Genomic DNA, 16992 nt, shown 5'->3' on the forward strand with positions numbered 1-16992 from the left:
TCGACCACGGCCCGGCAGACGGGCGGCGCATCCTGTCTGCTTCGCCCGCCACAATCAACGTCACGTGACGTCAGGCGGCGCAAGGCGCGCGAGACGACCTTGGGTAAGATTTCCGCCGGCCACCGCCCTCTCAACACTTTGGCAACACGAATCCGCCAAAGACCATGCCTCCTTTTGGCGATGGTCGGCGTTGTAGGAACGTGCAGCGTTGGGGGAATGACGGATGAAACGAATTTTGGCGAGCGTCGCCGTGTTGCTGGCGCTCGGCGGAGCCGCTCTGGCGCAGGAGCGGGGCTATGTGACAACGAATGTGAACCTGCGCGCGGGTCCCAGCACGGCCTATCCGGCCGTGGTGATCCTCGAGGCCGGGACGCCGCTACGCATCTATGGGTGCCTGCAGGACTACACCTGGTGCGACGTGAACTGGCGCGGCAACCGCGGCTGGATCGCCGCTCGCTATCTCGGCTATGAGTATCGCGGCCGTCAGGTCGAATTCTATGATTACGCGCCGACCATCGGCGTGCCGATCATCGGTTTCAGCTTCGGCGAATACTGGGGCAACAATTATCGCGGACGCTCCTGGTATTCCAACAATGATCGCTGGGGCCCGCCGCCGCCGCGTGGCTATCGCCCGCCCCCGCCCGGGCCGGGCTATGGTCCTCCTCCTCCCGGTTACGGTCGGCCCCCGGGTGGTGGCTTTGGCCCGCCTCCCGGTCAGGGCTGGTCCAATGGTCCCCCGCAGGGCAACCCGAACTGGAACAATAACGGTCGACCTCCCCAGGGCGGTCCGCCGCCGCAGCAGGGCAACCCGAACTGGAACAATAATGGCCGTCCGCCGCAGGGTGGGCCGCCGCCCCAGCAGGGCAACCCGAACTGGAACAATGGCGGTGGCCGTCCGCCGCAGGGCGGTCCGCCGCCCCAGCAGCAGGCCCAGCCGCCACGTCAGCCCCCTCAGGCCTCCCCGCAGGGCCAGCAGGATCGGTGCGTGATGCAGCCGCGTTCTCCGGGCTGCCCGCAGCAGGAGCGGTGACTCAAAGCACCGGCCGGGACGCAGATGCGGACCGGCCGGTGTAGCCAACAGGCTCCTTCTGGCGTTGCCGCCGCCGGTGGGCTTGAAATTCGCCGGCCGCTCCGCTAAAGGGTGCCTCCTTCAAGAACCGCCCGGCTACAAGGGCTGCCGTGGCGGTTCGAACGCTCACACTAGATTGGGCCGGATGCCTCGCGAGAGGAATGCCGTGCCCGTGGAGACCGAGCCAAATGCCCAAGATGAAGACCAAGTCCGGAGCGAAGAAGCGCTTCAAGCTCTCCGGCACCGGCAAGGTGATCATGGCCCAGGCCAATAAGCGCCACGGCATGATCAAGCGCACCAACAAGCAGATCCGCGATCAGCGCGGCACCACGGTCATGTCCGAGCGTGATGCCTTCAACGTTCGCAAGTTCTATCTGCCCAACGGCTGACGCCACCCCTTAGCCAGTTCCGAGGAGAACTCCCATGGCACGTGTCAAGCGCGGCGTAACTTCTCACGCCAAGCACAAGAAAGTGCTCAAGGCGGCGAAGGGCTATTTTGGCCGCCGCAAGAATACCATCCGCGTCGCGAAGCAGGCGGTCGAGAAGGCGCAGCAATACGCCTATCGCGACCGTAAGGTTAAGAAGCGCAATTTCCGCGCCCTGTGGATCCAGCGCATCAACGCCGCCACCCGCGAACTCGGCTTCACCTATGGCCGATTTATCGATGGTCTCGGCAAGGCCGGGATCGAGGTCGACCGCAAGGTGCTCTCGGATATCGCCATCCATGAGCCCGCCGCCTTCGCGGTGCTGGTCGAGCAGGCCAAGGCCGCGCTGGAAAAGCAGGCCGCCTGATCCTTCCCGTCCTGTCGGGACCAAAATGCGAGTAGCCCCGCGCGCGAGCGTTGGGGCTTTTCGCGTTCATGGCGCTTACCCACGGGCGGGTGACTTTGCCTCACGGCCCCCCGCGGCTATAAGCGCCCCGCCTGTCCGCCGTGCCTTCCTCCGGTCTCGCCGGGAAGTCGCGGCGCCGCCGAACCCGTTCCGTCCGAGGAGCCGTCATGTCCGTTGCCGCCCTTCCTGATCTCGACGCGCTGGAGCGCGCGCTCCATGCCGGCATCGCCGAGGCCGCCGACGAGTCGGCACTGGAGGCGATCCGTGTCGCCGCGCTGGGCAAGAAGGGCTCGGTTTCCGAGCTGCTCAAGAGCCTTGGCGGCATGAGCCCGGAGGAGCGTAAGAGCGCCGGCCCCGCCATCAATGGCCTGCGCGACCGTCTCAACGCGGCACTGGTCGCCCGCCGTGGCGCGCTGAAGGCAGCTGCGCTGGCGGTGCGGCTGGAGACCGAGCGGGTCGACGTGACGCTGCCGGTGCGCGAGACGCCGGCCGAGCTTGGCCGCCTGCACCCGATCAGTCAGGTGATCGACGAGCTCACCGCCATCTTCGCCGACATGGGCTTCTCGGTGGCGGAAGGGCCCGACATCGAGGACGACTTCCACAATTTCACCGCGCTGAACTTCCCGCCCGGACATCCGGCGCGCGAGATGCACGACACGTTCTACCTGCCGACCCGGGACGACGGGTCGCGCATGGTTCTGCGCACCCACACCTCGCCGGTGCAGGTGCGCACCATGATGTCGAAAAAGCCGCCGATCCGCGTCATCTGCCCCGGCCGCACCTATCGCTCCGATTCGGACCAGACCCACACGCCGATGTTCCATCAGGTGGAAGGCCTCGTCATCGACAAGGGCTCCAATCTCGGCCACCTCAAGTGGATCCTTGAGGAATTCTGCAAGGCGTTCTTCGAGGTGGACAACGTGAAGATGCGGTTCCGGCCGTCCTTCTTCCCGTTCACCGAGCCGTCCATGGAGGTCGACATCCAGTGCGACCGCTCCCGTCCGGGCGAGATCCGCTTCGGCGAGGGCTCGGACTGGCTGGAGATCCTCGGCTGCGGCATGGTTCATCCGAATGTGCTGCGCAATTGCGGGCTCGACCCGGACGAGTACCAGGGCTTCGCCTGGGGCATGGGCATCGACCGCATCGCCATGCTGAAATATGGCATGCCGGACCTGCGCGCCTTCTTCGAGGCGGATGTGCGGTGGCTGTCGCATTACGGCTTCCGCCCGCTCGATTTCCCGACTCTCGCCGGGGGGCTCAGCGCATGATCAAGGCACCCGACTGGTCCATCGATCGTCTGCGGGCGATGGAGACGCCGCAGCTCAAGCAGCTTCTCGCCAATGCCGAAAAGCGTGGCGCCTCGGACCTCGCCGCCCAGTGCGAGGAGGTGCTGGCCGAGCGCGGCCCCACGAGCCGCGGCGCGACGCCATCGGGAAGAGCGTCGTCTGGCGGCGCGACGGCGGCCCGGCGCGTGACCCGCAGTGGCGTCAGCGCGTTCCACTTCGTCTGCGAGAACGACCGCGGCGTCAGCATGGATGGCGAGCGCTTCTTCTGGACCGGATTCTGGATCGTGCCCGAGGACGAGGTCATACGGGCCGTCAAGTCCGGCGCCCGGCTGGCGCTGCACAAGTCCCGAACGGAGCCGTCCTACCGTCAGGGCAAGATCCTCGACTATCGCATCTCGCCCGAGGACGCCGGCAAGAAGCGCAATGTCGGCATCGAGTTCCTTGTCGCCGCCGATGATGCGGCTCTCGCCTGGTCGGGCGAGGGGGCGGACGAGAAGGGCTACCGGTAGGCCAGCGATGTCGGTGCATATGAACAAGCGGAACGGTAGGGCTCTCCCATGAAATTCACCCTCTCCTGGCTGCGCGAGCACCTGTCCGGTGCCTACACGCTCGACGACGTCACCGACGCGCTGAACCGCATCGGGCTGGAGGTCGAAGGCGTCGAGGACAAGGCGGCCAAGCTCCGGGGCTTCACCATCGCCTATGTCGTTTCCGCCGTTCAGCACCCCAATGCCGACAAGCTGCGCCTGTGCATGGTCGATACCGGCGCCGGCGAGCCGGTGCAGGTGGTGTGCGGCGCGCCCAATGCCCGCACCGGGCTGAAAAGCGTGTTCTCCCCGCCCGGCACCTATATTCCGGGCAAGAACATCACGCTCGGCATCGGCACCATTCGCGGCGTCGAGAGCCGGGGCATGCTCTGCTCGGCCGCCGAGATGGAGCTCTCCGAGGATCATGACGGCATCATCGAACTGCCGGACGATGCGCCGGTGGGCGTCCCTTATGTCGACTGGATCGGCCTCAACGACCCGGTGATCGAGATCGCGGTGACGCCGAACCGCGCCGACTGCCTCGGCATCCACGGTATCGCCCGCGACCTCGCGGCCGCCGGGGTCGGCACGCTGGTGGACGACGCGATCGTCCCCGTGCCGGGCGCCTATCCCTGCCCGGTTTCCGTCACCATCGCGCCGGACGCGCCGTGCCCGGCTTTCGCGCTGCGGCTCATCCGCGGCGTCACCAACGGCCCCTCGCCGGACTGGCTGCAGGCGAAGCTTCGCGCCATTGGCCTGCGGCCCATCAACGCGCTGGTCGACGTCACCAATCTGCTCACCTTCGACCAGAACCGCCCGCTGCATGTGTTCGATGCCAAGAAGGTGCAGGGCGACCTGGTGGTCCGCCGGGCGCGCGAAGGCGAGAGCCTGCTGGCACTGGACGGGAAGACCTATGCGCTCGATCCCTCGATCTGCGTCATCTCCGACGACCGCGCCGTGGAATCGCTGGCCGGCGTGATGGGTGGCGAGGAATCCGGCTGCGACGAGACCACGACCGACGTGCTGGTCGAATCCGCGCTGTGGGAGCCGATCAACATCGCCGCCACCGGCCGCAAGCTCGGGCTCAATTCCGATGCGCGCTTCCGCTTCGAGCGCGGCATCGACCCCGCCTTTACCGTGCCGGGGCTGGAACTGGCGACGAAGCTCATCCTCGACCTTTGCGGCGGCGAGCCCTCCGAGGTGGTGCTGGCCGGCGCGATCCCCGATACCACGCGCGTCATCGACTTCCCGCTGGCGCTGACCGAGAAGCTCACCGGGCTGGTGGCCAGCGACGCCGAGCAGGTGGAGACGCTGGGCAAGCTTGGCTTCACGGTTGAAGGCACCTCCGGCACGGTGCGCGTCACCCCGCCATCCTGGCGCGGCGACATCGAGGGCAAGGCCGATCTCGTGGAGGAGGTCATCCGCATCGTCGGGCTCGACCGCGTGCCTTCCACGCCCTTCCCGCGCGACGAGACCGCCCGCAAGCCGGTGCTCACCACGCTGCAGTTGCGCACGCGCAAAGCGAAGCGCGCGCTCGCCGCGCGCGGGCTGGTGGAGGCCGTCACCTGGTCCTTCGTGTCCAAGCCGCAGGCCGAGCGGTTCGGCGGCGGCAGCGCCGCGCTGGCGCTGGCCAACCCGATCGCCTCCGATCTCTCCGACATGCGCCCGAGCCTGCTGCCGGGCCTGATCCGCTCAGGCCAGGCCAATACCGACCGCGGCCTCGGCGATGTCGCTCTGTTCGAGGTCGGCCAGGTGTTCAAGGGCGATCGCCCGCAGGACCAGTTCATGGCGGCCAGCGGCATCCGCCGCGCGCTCGCGCGGCCCGCCGGGGCGGGTCGGCACTGGGCGGCCAAGGCGGCGCCGGTGGATGCGTTCGACGCGAAGGCCGATGCCCTCGCCATCCTCGCCGCTTCCGGGGCGCCGGTGGCCAATCTGCAGATCTCGACCGACGCGCCGGCCTGGTTCCATCCCGGCCGCTCCGGCACCTTCCGCCTCGGCGCCAACGTCATCGGCCATTTCGGCGAGCTGCATCCCAGCGTGCTGGAAGCGCTCGACGCCGATGGCCCGGTGGTCGGCTTCGAGGTGCTGCTCGACCGCGTTCCCGAGCCCAAGGTCAAGGCGACGCGGGTGAAGCCGCTGCTGGAGCTCTCCGCCTTCCAGCCGGTGGAGCGCGACTTCGCCTTCGTGGTGCCGCGCTCCGTCGCGGCGGGCGACATCGTGAAGGCGGCGGCCGGCGTCGACCGCAAGCTGATCACGGCGGTCAACGTGTTCGACGTCTATGAGGGGCCGGGCGTGGATGCCGACGCCAAGTCCGTCGCGCTCTCGGTCGCGCTGCAGCCGCGTGAGAAGACCCTCACCGATGCCGAGATCGAGGCGGTGGCGGCGAAGATCGTCGCCGAGGTGTCGAAGAAGACCGGCGCTACCTTGCGCGGCTGAGGCCCGCGCGCGGCACCGCGATGGCATCCCCGGGCGCGGCCCGGGGGTGAGGGGCATCAGGCCGGCCCGCCGCCCACCAGCCGCAGCGCCTTGGCGGCGGCGACCTCGCCGGAAGCCCACGCCCCGGCGAGGGTTCCCCAGCTGTCCAGCGCGGTATATTCGCCCGCGAGGAAGATGCGGCCCTGCACCGGCTCGGTGAACAGCCGGCGCTGGGCGCCCTGGCCGGGCTGGGCGGTGGCGATCGCGCCGCGGATCAGCGGATCGGTGCTCCAGCGCGAAGCGACCACCTCGTGCACCGCCGCGGCCGCCTGCGGGCTGAACGCCGCGGCAAGGAAGGCGCGGGACAGGCGCAGCGCGGCGCTCTCGCCCTTCTGCGCGATCTCGCGCGCCGGCGCGCCGCCGAAACTCAGCACATGAAGATCGGTGCCGTTCACCCGCGCCCGCAGCAGGGCCGGCGGGGGCGCATCTGCCGCGCCGGAGACCTTGGGCAGCACGGTCTCGTCGTTTTCCAGCCGCAGCGGATTGCCCGGCAGCAGGAAGGCCACCTGTTCGATGGAGCCGGCCGGAAAGGCGCGGAAGGCATTCACCAGACGTGGCGGCAGCGGCGGGTTGAAGCGCAGCGCTCCGCTGGCGATGACCGGGGCCGGAACGGCGAGCACGACGGCGCGGGCGCGGATCTGCGTGCGCTGGCCTGCAATGCTCAGCATGTGCAGGCGCCCGGCATTGGTGATCAGCGTCACCGGCGCATGGGTCTGCACGTTCAGCCCGGCGCCGAGCGCTTCCAGCAGCGCGCCGATGCCGATCGGGCTCGTGGTGTCATCCGCGGGCACGGCGCGCAGGGCGAGGTCCACGGTCGACAGCTCGGCCAGACTGCGTCCGACGCCGAGCGGGCCGAGCAGCGCAGCCACGCTTGCCGACCAGTCGCCGGGCGCGGTGAGGACGGAGGCGCAGGCGACGTCCTTGCCGGCGTCGCTGGCGGCGAGAATGTCCCGGCGGGCGCGCCCCAGTGTGGCCAGGAAGGCATCATAGCCGCCCTCGCGCGCCTCGTGGCCGTCGATGAACAGGCGCCGCCCGCTCGGCAGGTCCGCCAGCGGCAGCTTGGCCGCCATGGCCGCGCCCGCCAGACCCTCCGTCTCCACGCCGCGCGCGAAGCTGGGGGCGCCGAGATCGAAGACATGTCCGAAGGCGGTATCGGTGCGCGCCCGCCCGCCGAGCTTCTCGCCGGCCTCCAGCAGCACATAGCTGCGCCCGGCGGCGGCCAGCGCGCGCGCGGCGGCGATCCCGGCCGCGCCGCCGCCGACAATGGCGACGTCGACATCGCTCGCGCCCGCCTGGGCGCAAGCCGAGCGAAAGGCCGGCAGCGCGAGGAGCGCGGCGCCCCCGGCCGCGATCAGCCGGCGGCGGGTCAGCCCGCGGGAAAGCGGCGTCGAGCCGGGGAGGGGCGGCGTATCGTTCATGCGGGCGAATACCTCGGCGGCAGCCCGCGAAGGCTAGCACACCCGGGGGGAGGGACGAAGACGCCGGCTAAGTGGCTGATGCGAATCATGATTTGTTCGAGTCGGAACGAATCGGGACTCGCCCGGCGAATCGGAAAAGGCAAGCACGGAATTTCTTCACGCGGAGGGAACCTTTCGGCTCGCCAAGCGTCGTGATCGGCCGCGTGTCTATTTTGCGAGCGTTACGTATCTGTGTTTATCTGGAAGTGTTCAAAACTAGAATCAGCATGCTGCAAGACGCCCAACGAGCCTTCGTTCTGACCTTCTCCCGCGAGTATCGGCGCGTGCTGCTGCTGTCGGTCGGGCTTGCGGTCGGGCTGCTCATCGCGCTCGGCATTGGCGCGCATTATGCCCTTACCAGCTTTGTCGCGCTCGATTTGCGATGGGCGCAGCTCACGCTGGATATTCTTGGCGCGCTCGGCATCGCGGTTGGGGCGATCTTTCTGGTGCCCCCGGTCACGACGCTGGTCGCCGGCTTCTTCCTCGATGATGTCGCCGAACAGGTGGAGGCGACGGAGTTCGCCGACCAGAGCGTGGGCCGGGCGATCCCGTTCGGGCGTTCGCTCCTGCTGTCGCTGCGCTTCTTCGGCGTCGCCATCGCGGTCAACCTCGTCGCCCTGCTGCTGCTGCTGGTGCCGGGCGTGAATTTCATCGTGTTCTACGTGGCCAATGGCTATCTGCTCGGGCGTGAATATTTCTCGCTCGCGGCGATGCGCTACCGCGACGAGGACCAGGTGGCGCTGGTGCGCCGGCACCATGCGCTGTCCATCTTCTTCGGCGGGCTCATCATCGCCGTGCTGGTCTCGATCCCGATTCTCAACCTCATCACCCCGGTCTTCGCCACCATCTTCATGGTGCGGCTGCACAAGCGGCTTACCCGCTCGCGCTCCTATGCTAGGCGGGGGATTTCTGCGGCCAACGGCACAGGTCTGAAATAAGGCAGCGCGGACAGTCCGGCTTCAGCGCCTTGCAGACATAGCGCCCGTGCAGGATCAGCCAGTGATGGGCGTGGAGCTTGAAACGGTCGGGTATCTCCCGTTCCAGGCCGAGTTCCACCTCCAGCGGCGTCCGGCCGGGCGCGAGGCCGGTGCGGTTGGCCACGCGGAACAGATGGGTGTCGACGGCGATGGTCGGCAGCTGGAAGGCGATGTTGAGCACCACATTGGCCGTCTTGCGGCCGACGCCGGGCAGCGCTTCCAGCGCCGCGCGATCGGCCGGCACCGTGCCGCCGTGCTCCGTGATGAGCCGGCGCGAGAGCTCGACCACGTTCTTCGCCTTGCCGCGGTAGAGGCCGAGCGTGCGGATGTGCTGCGCCACGCCTTCCTCGCCCAGCGCGACCATCGCCTCCGGCGTGGGTGCGGCCGCGAACAGTGCGCGCGTCGCCCTGTTCACGCCGATATCGGTCGCCTGCGCGGAGAGCACCACCGCGACCAGCAGCGTGTAAGGGTCGACATAGTCGAGTTCGCCCTTCGGCTCGGGATCGGCCGCCTCGAAGCGGGCGAAGGCGTGTTCGACCTCGGCCGGGCTCCACGGCTTGAAGCCGCCGCCGACCGCCGCCGCCGCGGCATTGGCCACCGCGCGCCGGCGCGCCGGGCGGGGCGCTGCGGGATCCGGAAGCGCTGCCGGCGCCGGCGTCGCGCGTTTGGCGGGCGTGGCTTTGGTGGGTGCGGCATTCGTGGCGAGGGAAAGTGCGGCCTTGCCGGCCTTGCCGGCGGCAGTCCGCTTGGCTCCTGCGGGCCGCAGGGCGGCGTTGCCTGTCTCAAGGCCCGCCCCCGTCTTCCGGGGGGCCTTGCCGCCTGTGCCGCGCCGTCGCGCCGAATCCTTGCCCGTATCCGTCATTTTCGACCTATAATGCCGCTTCATGAGCGCTGCCAATACCGATCCCGCGACAGGCAACCCGGCGTCCGACGACGAGCCGACGCTGTTTTCGGCGCGGCTCACGCCCTATCGCTCGCTCGACCCGCGCGGCTTTCTCATCGTCATGATCGTTGTGGTGGCGATAAGCTTCGTCTGCGGCACCGCTTTCCTGCTGATGGGCGCCTGGCCGGTCTTCGGGCTGTTCGGGCTCGATGTTCTGGCGATCTGGTGGGCCTTCCGCATCAATTTTCGACAGGCCCGCGCGATGGAGGAGATCACCGTCACGCCGAGCCTTATTACGGTACGGCAGGTGGAGGCCGATGGCGCGGCGCGCGAGGCGCGGATGAACCCGCTCTGGACCCGCCTCGACAAGGAACTGCTGGAGGATTTCGGGGTGCAGAAGCTCACGCTGTTCTCGCGTGGGGTGCCCGTCGTGGTGGGCGCCTTCCTGCATGCGGCGCAGCGCGAGGAGCTTGCGCTTGAGCTGTCCTTGGCGCTGAGCGCGGCCAAGCGGGGGGTATCGCGCTCCGCACCGTGAGTATCGCGGCGCCTGCGTCGAAATCGGGTGGCCTCGGCCGGCACGCCATGGTCGGATGGAGCAAGCCACAGGAGAATGACCGTGCTCGCGCCCAATCTCGACGCCGCCCAGCCGCTGGAGATCGCTGCCGCCGATTACGAGATCGTGCGTCGGGCGGTGGAATATGTGAACCTGCGCTTCCGCGACCAGCCGGAGGTGGACGAGATCGCCCGCGCCGCCGGGGTGTCGCCGCGCGCGCTGACCGAGCTGTTCCGCCGCTGGTGCGGCCTGACGCCGAAGGACTTTCTGCAGGCGGTGACGATCGACGCCGCCCGCCGGGTTCTGTCGCAGTCCGACAATGTGCTCGACGCCGCCTATGAGCTTGGTCTGTCCGGTCCCGGACGGCTGCACGACCTGTTCGTCGTGCATGAGAGCATGTCGCCCGGCGAATGGAAGACCGGCGGCGCCGGCCTCGTCATCCGCTACGGCTTCCACGCCTCGCAGTTCGGCAAGGCGCTGGCCATGGTCGCGCCGCGCGGCCTGTGCGGCCTCGCCTTTGCCGATGAGGGCGAGGAGGACCCGGCGCTGGCCGACATGCGCCGGCGCTGGCCGAACGCGATCTATATCGAGGATCCGCTGGCAACCGCGCCCTACGCGGCGCGCATATTCGACGCCCGCGCCTGGAGCGCGAATGATCCGCTGCGCATCGTGTTCATCGGCACGGATTTCGAGGTGCAGGTGTGGGAGACGCTGATGCGCATTCCCATGGGCAAGGCGACCACCTATTCCAGCATCGCCGGCTGCGTCGAGCGGCCGAAGGCGGCACGCGCGGTGGGCGCGGCGGTCGGCAAGAATCCGATATCCTTCGTCGTGCCGTGCCACCGCGTCATCGGCAAGAATGGCGATCTCACCGGCTATCACTGGGGCCTCACCCGCAAGCGGGCGATCCTGGGCTGGGAGGCGGGCCGGCTGTGCAAGGCATGGGGCGGGCTCTAGGTGCCCCCTGCCGTTCCTTCAGTGCACCACTGAATTCGAGAACAGGTTGATCACCAGCACGCCGGCAACGATGAGGCCGAGGCCGATCAGCGCCGGCGCGTCGAGCTTCTGGCCGTAGAAGATCCACGAAACGGCGGTGATCAGCACGATGCCGAGGCCCGCCCACACCGCATAGGCGATGCCGGTCGGCATGGTGCGCAGCACGATGGACAGGCACCAGAAGGCGATCGCATAGCCCACCAGCGTGATCAGGCTCGGTCCCAGCTTGGTGAGCCCGTCCGAGCGCGACATCGCGGTGGTGCCGACGACCTCGGCGGCGATGGCGATCAGAAGCACGATGTAGGTGGCGAACAAACTCACAGGCAGCCCCTCCGGCGGTAACGCTCACGCCTTGCCCCTTGTCGAGACATCGGCCGATCGACAAGACAACCCCGCCAAGGCGATGAGGGCCATCCGGTCGTCCGGGCCGTTACCCGGACGGGTCGCGACCCCATGCCTGTGCGCTGACGTGGCGTTCACGGGACAGGCATGGGGCTTCGTGGCGGCGTGCTCTCATGGCACGGAGCGGCTTGCGCGCCGCTGGAGCGCCCGTCAACCCGCGAGGTCGACCACGCTCTCCACCGTAGAGTCGGCCTTCAGCCGGTAGATCACCGGCACGCCGGTGGCGAGTTCGCGCTTCATGATGCTCTCGGGGCTATGCCTCTCCAGCACCATGATCAGCGCGCGCAGCGAATTGCCGTGCGCGGCGACCAGCACGCGCTTGCCCTGCAGCACCTTGGGCAGGATCTCGGTGACGTAATAGGGCAGGGCGCGCGCGACCGTGTCCTTCAGGCTCTCGCCGCCGGGCGGGGGCACGTCATAGGAGCGGCGCCAGACATGCACCTGCTCCTCGCCCCATTTGACGCGGGCATCGTCCTTGTTCAGGCCGGCGAGGTCGCCATAGTCGCGCTCGTTGAGCGCCTGGTCGCGGAGGATGGGCAGGCCGGTCTGGCCGAGTTCGCCGAGCGCGAGGTCGAGCGTCTTCTGCGCGCGCGAGAGCGCGGAGGTGAACGCGATGTCGAACTGGTAGCCGTCCGCCTTCAGCCGCTGGCCGGCCTTCAGCGCCTCCTCGACGCCGAGCGGCGTCAGGTCGGGGTCGCGCCAGCCGGTGAACAGGTTCTTGAGGTTCCACTCGCTCTGGCCGTGGCGGACGAGGACGAGAAGGCGTTCGGTCATCGTGTCGGTCTCCTGCAGGGCGGGTGGTTGGTGGCGAAGGGGCCGTGTCAGATGTCGCTGAGGCCGAGCACGTCGGCCATGGAATAGAGTCCCGGCTTGCGCCCGCGCGCCCAGCGGGCGGCGGCGATGGCGCCGCGGGCGAAGATGCCGCGATCCTCCGCCTTGTGGGCGAGTTCGATGCGCTCGGCGGGGCCGGCGAAGATCACGTTGTGCTCGCCCACCACCGTGCCGCCGCGCAGCGTCGCGAAGCCGATATCGCCGGGATGGCGGGCGCCGGTGTGGCCGTGGCGCGTGAAGACGCCCTGCGTGTCGAGGTCGACGCCGCGCCCCTCCGCCGCCGCGCGCCCGAGCAGCAGGGCCGTACCGGAGGGCGCGTCGATCTTCGCGCGATGGTGCATCTCCACCACCTCGATGTCGAAATCCTCATCCAGCGTGCGCGCCACGCGCTTCACCAGCGCGGCGAGCAGGTTGACGCCGAGGCTCATATTGCCGGACTTGACGATCGGAGCGTGCCGCGCCGCCGCTTCGATCTTCGCCTCATCTTCCGCAGAGAGGCCGGTCGTGCCGATCACGTGGGCGATGCGGGCCTGCGCGGCCAGCGCGGCATAGGCGATGCTGGCCTGCGGGATGGTGAAGTCGATCACCCCCTCGGCGGCGGCGAAGGCGGTCAGCGCGTCCTCGCTCACCGGCACGCCGAAGGCCGGCAGGCCGACGAGTTCGCCGACATCGCGGCCGATCGTGTCGGCGCCGGCGGTATCGATGGCGGCCGACAGCACGAGGTCGGGCGCCTCCGCGATGGCCCGGATGACGGTGCGGCCCATGCGCCCGCCCGCCCCCACGACAACGAGCCGCATCTGCGTCATGTCCGTGATCTCTCTCCGCTCCCAACGGCGTATAGCGGCGATCCGGCGTCGCGAAAAGTGCTTGATCGTGGCTCATTCTGCGCGATGATCCGCCCGTGGCTTGACGTCGGGCGTTGGCGCCTGTACAGGTCGCGCAACTTTTTGAAGGAGCGGCGCCGTAATGCGCAATAAAATTACCCTTATCGTAGGACGGCGCGTCGCCGCGGAGCTTGCCTGAGGGCTGCTCCGCCAAACGGTGACGCGCGAAATTGGCCCCTTTCGGGGCCTTTTGATTTTCTGGACCCCCGCAACGGCCAAGACCGAATAAAGCTCAGAGGAACACGACCATGATGCGCGAGATGACCGGCGCCGAAATGGTGATGCAGGCGCTGATCGATCAGGGCGTCGAACACATGTTCGGCTATCCCGGCGGCGCCGTGCTGCCGATCTATGACGCCATGTTCCACCAGAACCAGGTTCGCCACGTTCTCGTGCGCCACGAGCAGGGCGCGGTGCACATGGCGGAAGGCTATGCGCGCTCCTCCGGCAAGGTTGGCGTCGTGCTCGTCACCTCCGGCCCCGGCGCGACCAATGCCGTGACCGGCCTGACCGACGCGCTGCTCGATTCCATCCCGCTGGTCTGCATCACCGGCCAGGTGCCGACGCACCTGATCGGGACGGATGCCTTCCAGGAATGCGACACGGTCGGCATCACGCGGCCCTGCACGAAGCACAATTATCTGGTGCGGGACATCAATGATCTCGCCCGCGTGCTGCACGAGGCCTTCTATGTCGCGCAGAACGGCCGTCCGGGCCCGGTCGTGGTCGACATCCCCAAGGACATCCAGTTCGCGCGCGGCATGTATGTCGGCCCGGAGAACATCCAGCACAAGACCTACCAGCCGCGCCTCAAGGGCGACCCGGAGAAGATCCGCCAGGCGGTGGAACTGCTGGCCAAGGCGAAGCGGCCGGTGTTCTACACCGGCGGCGGCGTCATCAATTCCGGCCCGGAGGCGAGCCGCCTGCTGCGCGAACTCGCCCGGCTTACCGGCCATCCCGTGACCTCGACGCTGATGGGGTTGGGGGCCTATCCGGCAGCGGACAAGCAGTGGCTCGGCATGCTCGGCATGCACGGCACCTATGAAGCCAACATGGCGATGCATGATTGCGACGTCATGGTGTGCGTCGGCGCGCGCTTCGACGATCGCATCACCGGCAGGGTGGATGCCTTCTCGCCGCATTCGAAGAAGATCCATATCGACATCGACCCGTCCTCGATCAACAAGAACGTCAAGGTCGACCTTCCCATCATCGGCGACGTGAAGCACGTCCTCGAGGACATGCTCACGCTCTGGCGGGCGATGAAGATCGAGCCGGACCGGCGCGCCATCGCCGACTGGTGGGTGCAGATCGACAAGTGGCGCGCCCGCAAGTCGCTCGCCTTCACCCCGTCCGATCGCATCATCAAGCCGCAGCAGGCCATCAAGGCGCTGTATGACCAGGTGAAGGACAAGGACGTCTACATCACAACGGAAGTCGGCCAGCACCAGATGTGGGCCGCCCAGCACTTCCATTTCGAGCAGCCCAACCGCTGGATGACCTCGGGCGGCCTCGGTACCATGGGCTATGGCCTGCCCGCCGCCATCGGCGTGCAGGTGGCCCATCCGGGCAGCCTCGTCATCGACATTGCCGGCGAGGCCTCGATCCAGATGTGCCTGCAGGAGCTCTCGACCGCGCTGCAGTTCAACCTGCCGGTCAAGATCTTCGTGCTGAACAACGAATATATGGGCATGGTGCGCCAGTGGCAGGACCTGCTGCATGGCGGGCGCTACTCGCATTCCTATTCGGAATCGCTGCCTGATTTCGTCAAGCTCGCCGAGGCCTATGGTGCGGTCGGCCTGCGCTGCGCGAACCCGGCCGATCTCGACGCCACCATCGCCGAGATGATCAATGTGGACCGTCCCGTGCTGTTCGATTGCCTGGTCGACAAGACCGAGAACGTGCTGCCGATGATCCCCTCGGGCAAGCCGCATAACGAGATGATCATGCCCGATCATCCCGAGGCGCTGGACGAGGCGATTTCCGAGGAAGGCAAGATGCTGGTGTGATGAGGCTTGAACCTCTCCCCGTGGGGGAGAGGTCGACCGCGTAGCGGTCGGGTGAGGGGCGATGCGCCAGTGCCCCCTCACCCCACCCCTCTCCCCCGAAGCCGGATATTCCGGCTTCGGCCCTGAGCAACCGAACGCGGCAACAGCCGGGTTCGGGCGGGGAGAGGGGGTCTGGCGTGCCGAGACCCAGCCTTCAGAGTGCCCCATGCCCCCCATTCAAGAACCCGCCGAACGCCACACCCTCTCGCTGCTGGTCGACAACGAGCCGGGCGTCCTTGCCCGCATCGTCGGCCTGTTCTCCGGGCGCGGCTACAATATTGACAGCCTCACCGTCTCCGAGGTCAGCCACGATTCCCGGCGCTCGCGCATCACCGTGGTCACCACCGGCGCGCCGATGATCATCGAGCAGATCAAGAGCCAGCTGGACCGGCTGGTGCCGGTGCACCGCGTCGTCGACCTCACCGTGATCGGCAAGGCCGTCGAGCGCGAGCTCGCGCTGATCAAGGTGCGCGGCAAGGGCGAGATCCGGCAGGAGGCGCTGCTGATCGCCGACAGCTTCCGCGCCCGCACGGTCGACACGACGCTGGAGAGCTTCGTGTTCGAGATCACCGGCAAGCCGGACAAGATCGACCAGTTCGTCTCGCTGCTAGAGCCGCTCGGCCTTGTCGAAGTGTCGCGCACCGGCGTCGCCGCCATCGGGCGCGGGCCCGACGCCATGTGAGCACGAGGCGCGGGCCCAGCCGGGCCCGCGGAAGCGGGATTGGAAGGCGGGGCGGGGAGCGCGACGTCGTTGAGTGAACGCAGCATGGCCGCGCCGGCGGTGGCCCGCGGCAAGCCCTTCTGGCTGCAGGTGGCGCCGTTCCTGTTCCTGCTGCTTTGGTCGGGCGGCTTCGCGGTCGGCAAGATCGGCATCCTGTCGACCGGGCCGTTCACTCTGCTCGCCCTGCGCTACGGGCTGGTGCTGGTGGTGCTGCTGCCGCTTCTCGCCTGGTTCCGCCCGGCGCTGCCGCGCACGCGGCGGGCCTGGCTCAACCTCGTGGTCGTGGGGTTCCTTATCCAGGTGCTCTATTTTGACCTGAGCTATTTCGCCTTCCGCTACGGCATATCGGCCGGCACGCTCGCCCTCATCGCCTCGATGCAGCCGATCGTGGTCGGGCTCGCCGCCCCGCTTATCGCCGGCGAGCGGGTGAACGCCCTGCGCTGGGCCGGGCTGGTGCTCGGTCTCGGCGGAGCGGCGCTGGTGATCGTCTCGCGCGCGGCGATCGAGACGGCCTCGGCCGGCGTGCTGGGGCTCGCCATCGGCGCCCTGCTCGCCATGTCCGCCGCCGCGCTCTACGAGAAGCGGTTCGGCGTCGCCCAGCACCCGCTGGTGGCCAACAGCGTGCAATATGTCGTCGGCTTCGTCTTCACCCTGCCGCTCGCGCTGTTGCTGGATGACGGCCATGTCGACTGGTCGCTGCCCTTCGTGGCGGCGCTGGCCTATCTCGTCATCGGCAATTCGCTGATCGCCATCTCGCTCTATCTCGCCATGATCCGCGCCGGGGAAGTCTCCCGCGTCTCGGCGCTGTTCTTCCTGGTGCCGCCCTGCTCGGCGGTCATCGCCTGGCTGCTTCTGGGCGAGAGGATGCCCCCGCTCGCCTGGGCCGGCATGGCGCTGGCGGCGGGCGGCGTCGCGCTCGCCTCAGCCCAGCGGCTGCCCTGGCGTGGCGGGCCCGGTGCGTGGGGCCGCGGTGGGAAAGGCCGATGAAACCGCAGGCCCCGCTTGCGGGGCAGCGCGACCTCCTGTAGGAGAACCGTAACGTACGGTACGGT

General features: G+C 68.3%; 17 protein-coding genes. 12 read left to right on the forward strand and 5 right to left on the reverse strand.

All coding sequences use genetic code 11. The features are described from left to right. Positions 1 to 223 precede the first annotated feature (223 nt). The 6 genes from FHS55_RS19150 to pheT all read left to right on the forward strand — a co-directional run bounded on the left by FHS55_RS19150 (position 224) and on the right by pheT (position 6149). Complete coding sequence (locus tag FHS55_RS19150; protein ID WP_183191401.1) at positions 224 to 1030, forward strand: SH3 domain-containing protein; 807 nt, start codon at positions 224 to 226, stop codon at positions 1028 to 1030. A gap of 227 nt (positions 1031 to 1257) precedes the next feature. Then, positions 1258 to 1458 carry a 50S ribosomal protein L35 gene (gene rpmI, locus FHS55_RS19155; RefSeq protein ID WP_183191402.1) on the forward strand — a complete coding sequence of 67 codons (201 nt, stop codon included), beginning with the start codon at positions 1258 to 1260 and terminating at the stop codon, positions 1456 to 1458. Positions 1459 to 1492: 34 nt separating this feature from the next. Beyond that, positions 1493 to 1861 carry a 50S ribosomal protein L20 gene (gene rplT / locus FHS55_RS19160; protein WP_183191403.1) on the forward strand — a complete coding sequence of 123 codons (369 nt, stop codon included), beginning with the start codon at positions 1493 to 1495 and terminating at the stop codon, positions 1859 to 1861. A 206-nt stretch (positions 1862 to 2067) separates the two neighbouring features. Beyond that, on the forward strand, positions 2068 to 3168 hold the full coding sequence (gene pheS / locus FHS55_RS19165; protein WP_183191404.1) for a phenylalanine--tRNA ligase subunit alpha: 1101 nt from the start codon (positions 2068 to 2070) through the stop codon (positions 3166 to 3168). Next, entirely contained in the window at positions 3165 to 3695 is a 531-nt protein-coding gene (locus FHS55_RS19170; protein ID WP_246340297.1) for a hypothetical protein, read from the forward strand. Before pheS ends, FHS55_RS19170 begins: the two co-directional genes overlap by 4 nt. Positions 3696 to 3743: 48 nt before the next feature. Next, positions 3744 to 6149 carry a phenylalanine--tRNA ligase subunit beta gene (pheT, locus tag FHS55_RS19175; RefSeq protein WP_183191405.1) on the forward strand — a complete coding sequence of 802 codons (2406 nt, stop codon included), beginning with the start codon at positions 3744 to 3746 and terminating at the stop codon, positions 6147 to 6149. A gap of 56 nt (positions 6150 to 6205) precedes the next feature. Here the strand turns inward: pheT and FHS55_RS19180 are convergent, their stop codons facing one another. Continuing rightward, complete coding sequence (locus FHS55_RS19180) at positions 6206 to 7606, reverse strand: flavin monoamine oxidase family protein (RefSeq protein ID WP_183191406.1); 1401 nt, start codon at positions 7604 to 7606, stop codon at positions 6206 to 6208. Positions 7607 to 7872: 266 nt separating this feature from the next. Here FHS55_RS19180 and FHS55_RS19185 point away from each other — a divergent pair, with 266 nt between their 5' ends. Beyond that, the gene (locus tag FHS55_RS19185) at positions 7873 to 8583 is read left to right on the forward strand and encodes a sulfate transporter family protein (protein WP_183191407.1); all 711 of its coding nucleotides are present in this window, start codon (positions 7873 to 7875) and stop codon (positions 8581 to 8583) included. Here FHS55_RS19185 and nth read toward each other — a convergent pair. Further along, entirely contained in the window at positions 8540 to 9388 is an 849-nt protein-coding gene (gene nth, locus FHS55_RS19190) for an endonuclease III (protein WP_183191481.1), read from the reverse strand. The two genes, FHS55_RS19185 and nth, sit on opposite strands and share 44 nt — an antisense overlap. Before the next feature lie 118 nt (positions 9389 to 9506). On the opposite strand from nth, the gene FHS55_RS19195 reads away from it, so the two are divergent. Then, the gene (locus FHS55_RS19195; RefSeq protein WP_183191408.1) at positions 9507 to 10040 is read left to right on the forward strand and encodes a DUF2244 domain-containing protein; all 534 of its coding nucleotides are present in this window, start codon (positions 9507 to 9509) and stop codon (positions 10038 to 10040) included. Between the two features lie 75 nt (positions 10041 to 10115). Beyond that, positions 10116 to 11015 carry a bifunctional helix-turn-helix domain-containing protein/methylated-DNA--[protein]-cysteine S-methyltransferase gene (locus tag FHS55_RS19200; RefSeq protein ID WP_210287076.1) on the forward strand — a complete coding sequence of 300 codons (900 nt, stop codon included), beginning with the start codon at positions 10116 to 10118 and terminating at the stop codon, positions 11013 to 11015. Between the two features lie 18 nt (positions 11016 to 11033). Here the strand turns inward: FHS55_RS19200 and FHS55_RS19205 are convergent, their stop codons facing one another. The 3 genes from FHS55_RS19205 to dapB form a co-directional block, all read right to left on the reverse strand. Continuing rightward, entirely contained in the window at positions 11034 to 11369 is a 336-nt protein-coding gene (locus FHS55_RS19205) for an SMR family transporter (protein ID WP_210287079.1), read from the reverse strand. 237 nt (positions 11370 to 11606) lie between these two features. After that, the gene (locus tag FHS55_RS19210; RefSeq protein ID WP_183191410.1) at positions 11607 to 12230 is read right to left on the reverse strand and encodes a 2,3-bisphosphoglycerate-dependent phosphoglycerate mutase; all 624 of its coding nucleotides are present in this window, start codon (positions 12228 to 12230) and stop codon (positions 11607 to 11609) included. Between the two features lie 47 nt (positions 12231 to 12277). Beyond that, positions 12278 to 13093, reverse strand: a complete 816-nt coding sequence (gene dapB, locus FHS55_RS19215) for a 4-hydroxy-tetrahydrodipicolinate reductase (RefSeq protein ID WP_183191411.1) — start codon at positions 13091 to 13093, stop codon at positions 12278 to 12280. Between the two features lie 326 nt (positions 13094 to 13419). On the opposite strand from dapB, the gene FHS55_RS19220 reads away from it, so the two are divergent. From FHS55_RS19220 to FHS55_RS19230, 3 genes are all read left to right on the forward strand, one after another. Then, positions 13420 to 15180, forward strand: a complete 1761-nt coding sequence (locus tag FHS55_RS19220) for an acetolactate synthase 3 large subunit (protein WP_183191412.1) — start codon at positions 13420 to 13422, stop codon at positions 15178 to 15180. 205 nt (positions 15181 to 15385) lie between these two features. Then, entirely contained in the window at positions 15386 to 15901 is a 516-nt protein-coding gene (gene ilvN, locus FHS55_RS19225; protein ID WP_183191413.1) for an acetolactate synthase small subunit, read from the forward strand. A 69-nt stretch (positions 15902 to 15970) separates the two neighbouring features. Next, positions 15971 to 16927, forward strand: a complete 957-nt coding sequence (locus FHS55_RS19230) for a DMT family transporter (protein WP_210287077.1) — start codon at positions 15971 to 15973, stop codon at positions 16925 to 16927. The last annotated feature ends 65 nt before the right edge of the window (positions 16928 to 16992 follow it).

It is taken from the genome of Ancylobacter tetraedralis, from assembly GCF_014195655.1.
GTDB lineage: Bacteria > Pseudomonadota > Alphaproteobacteria > Rhizobiales > Xanthobacteraceae > Ancylobacter > Ancylobacter tetraedralis.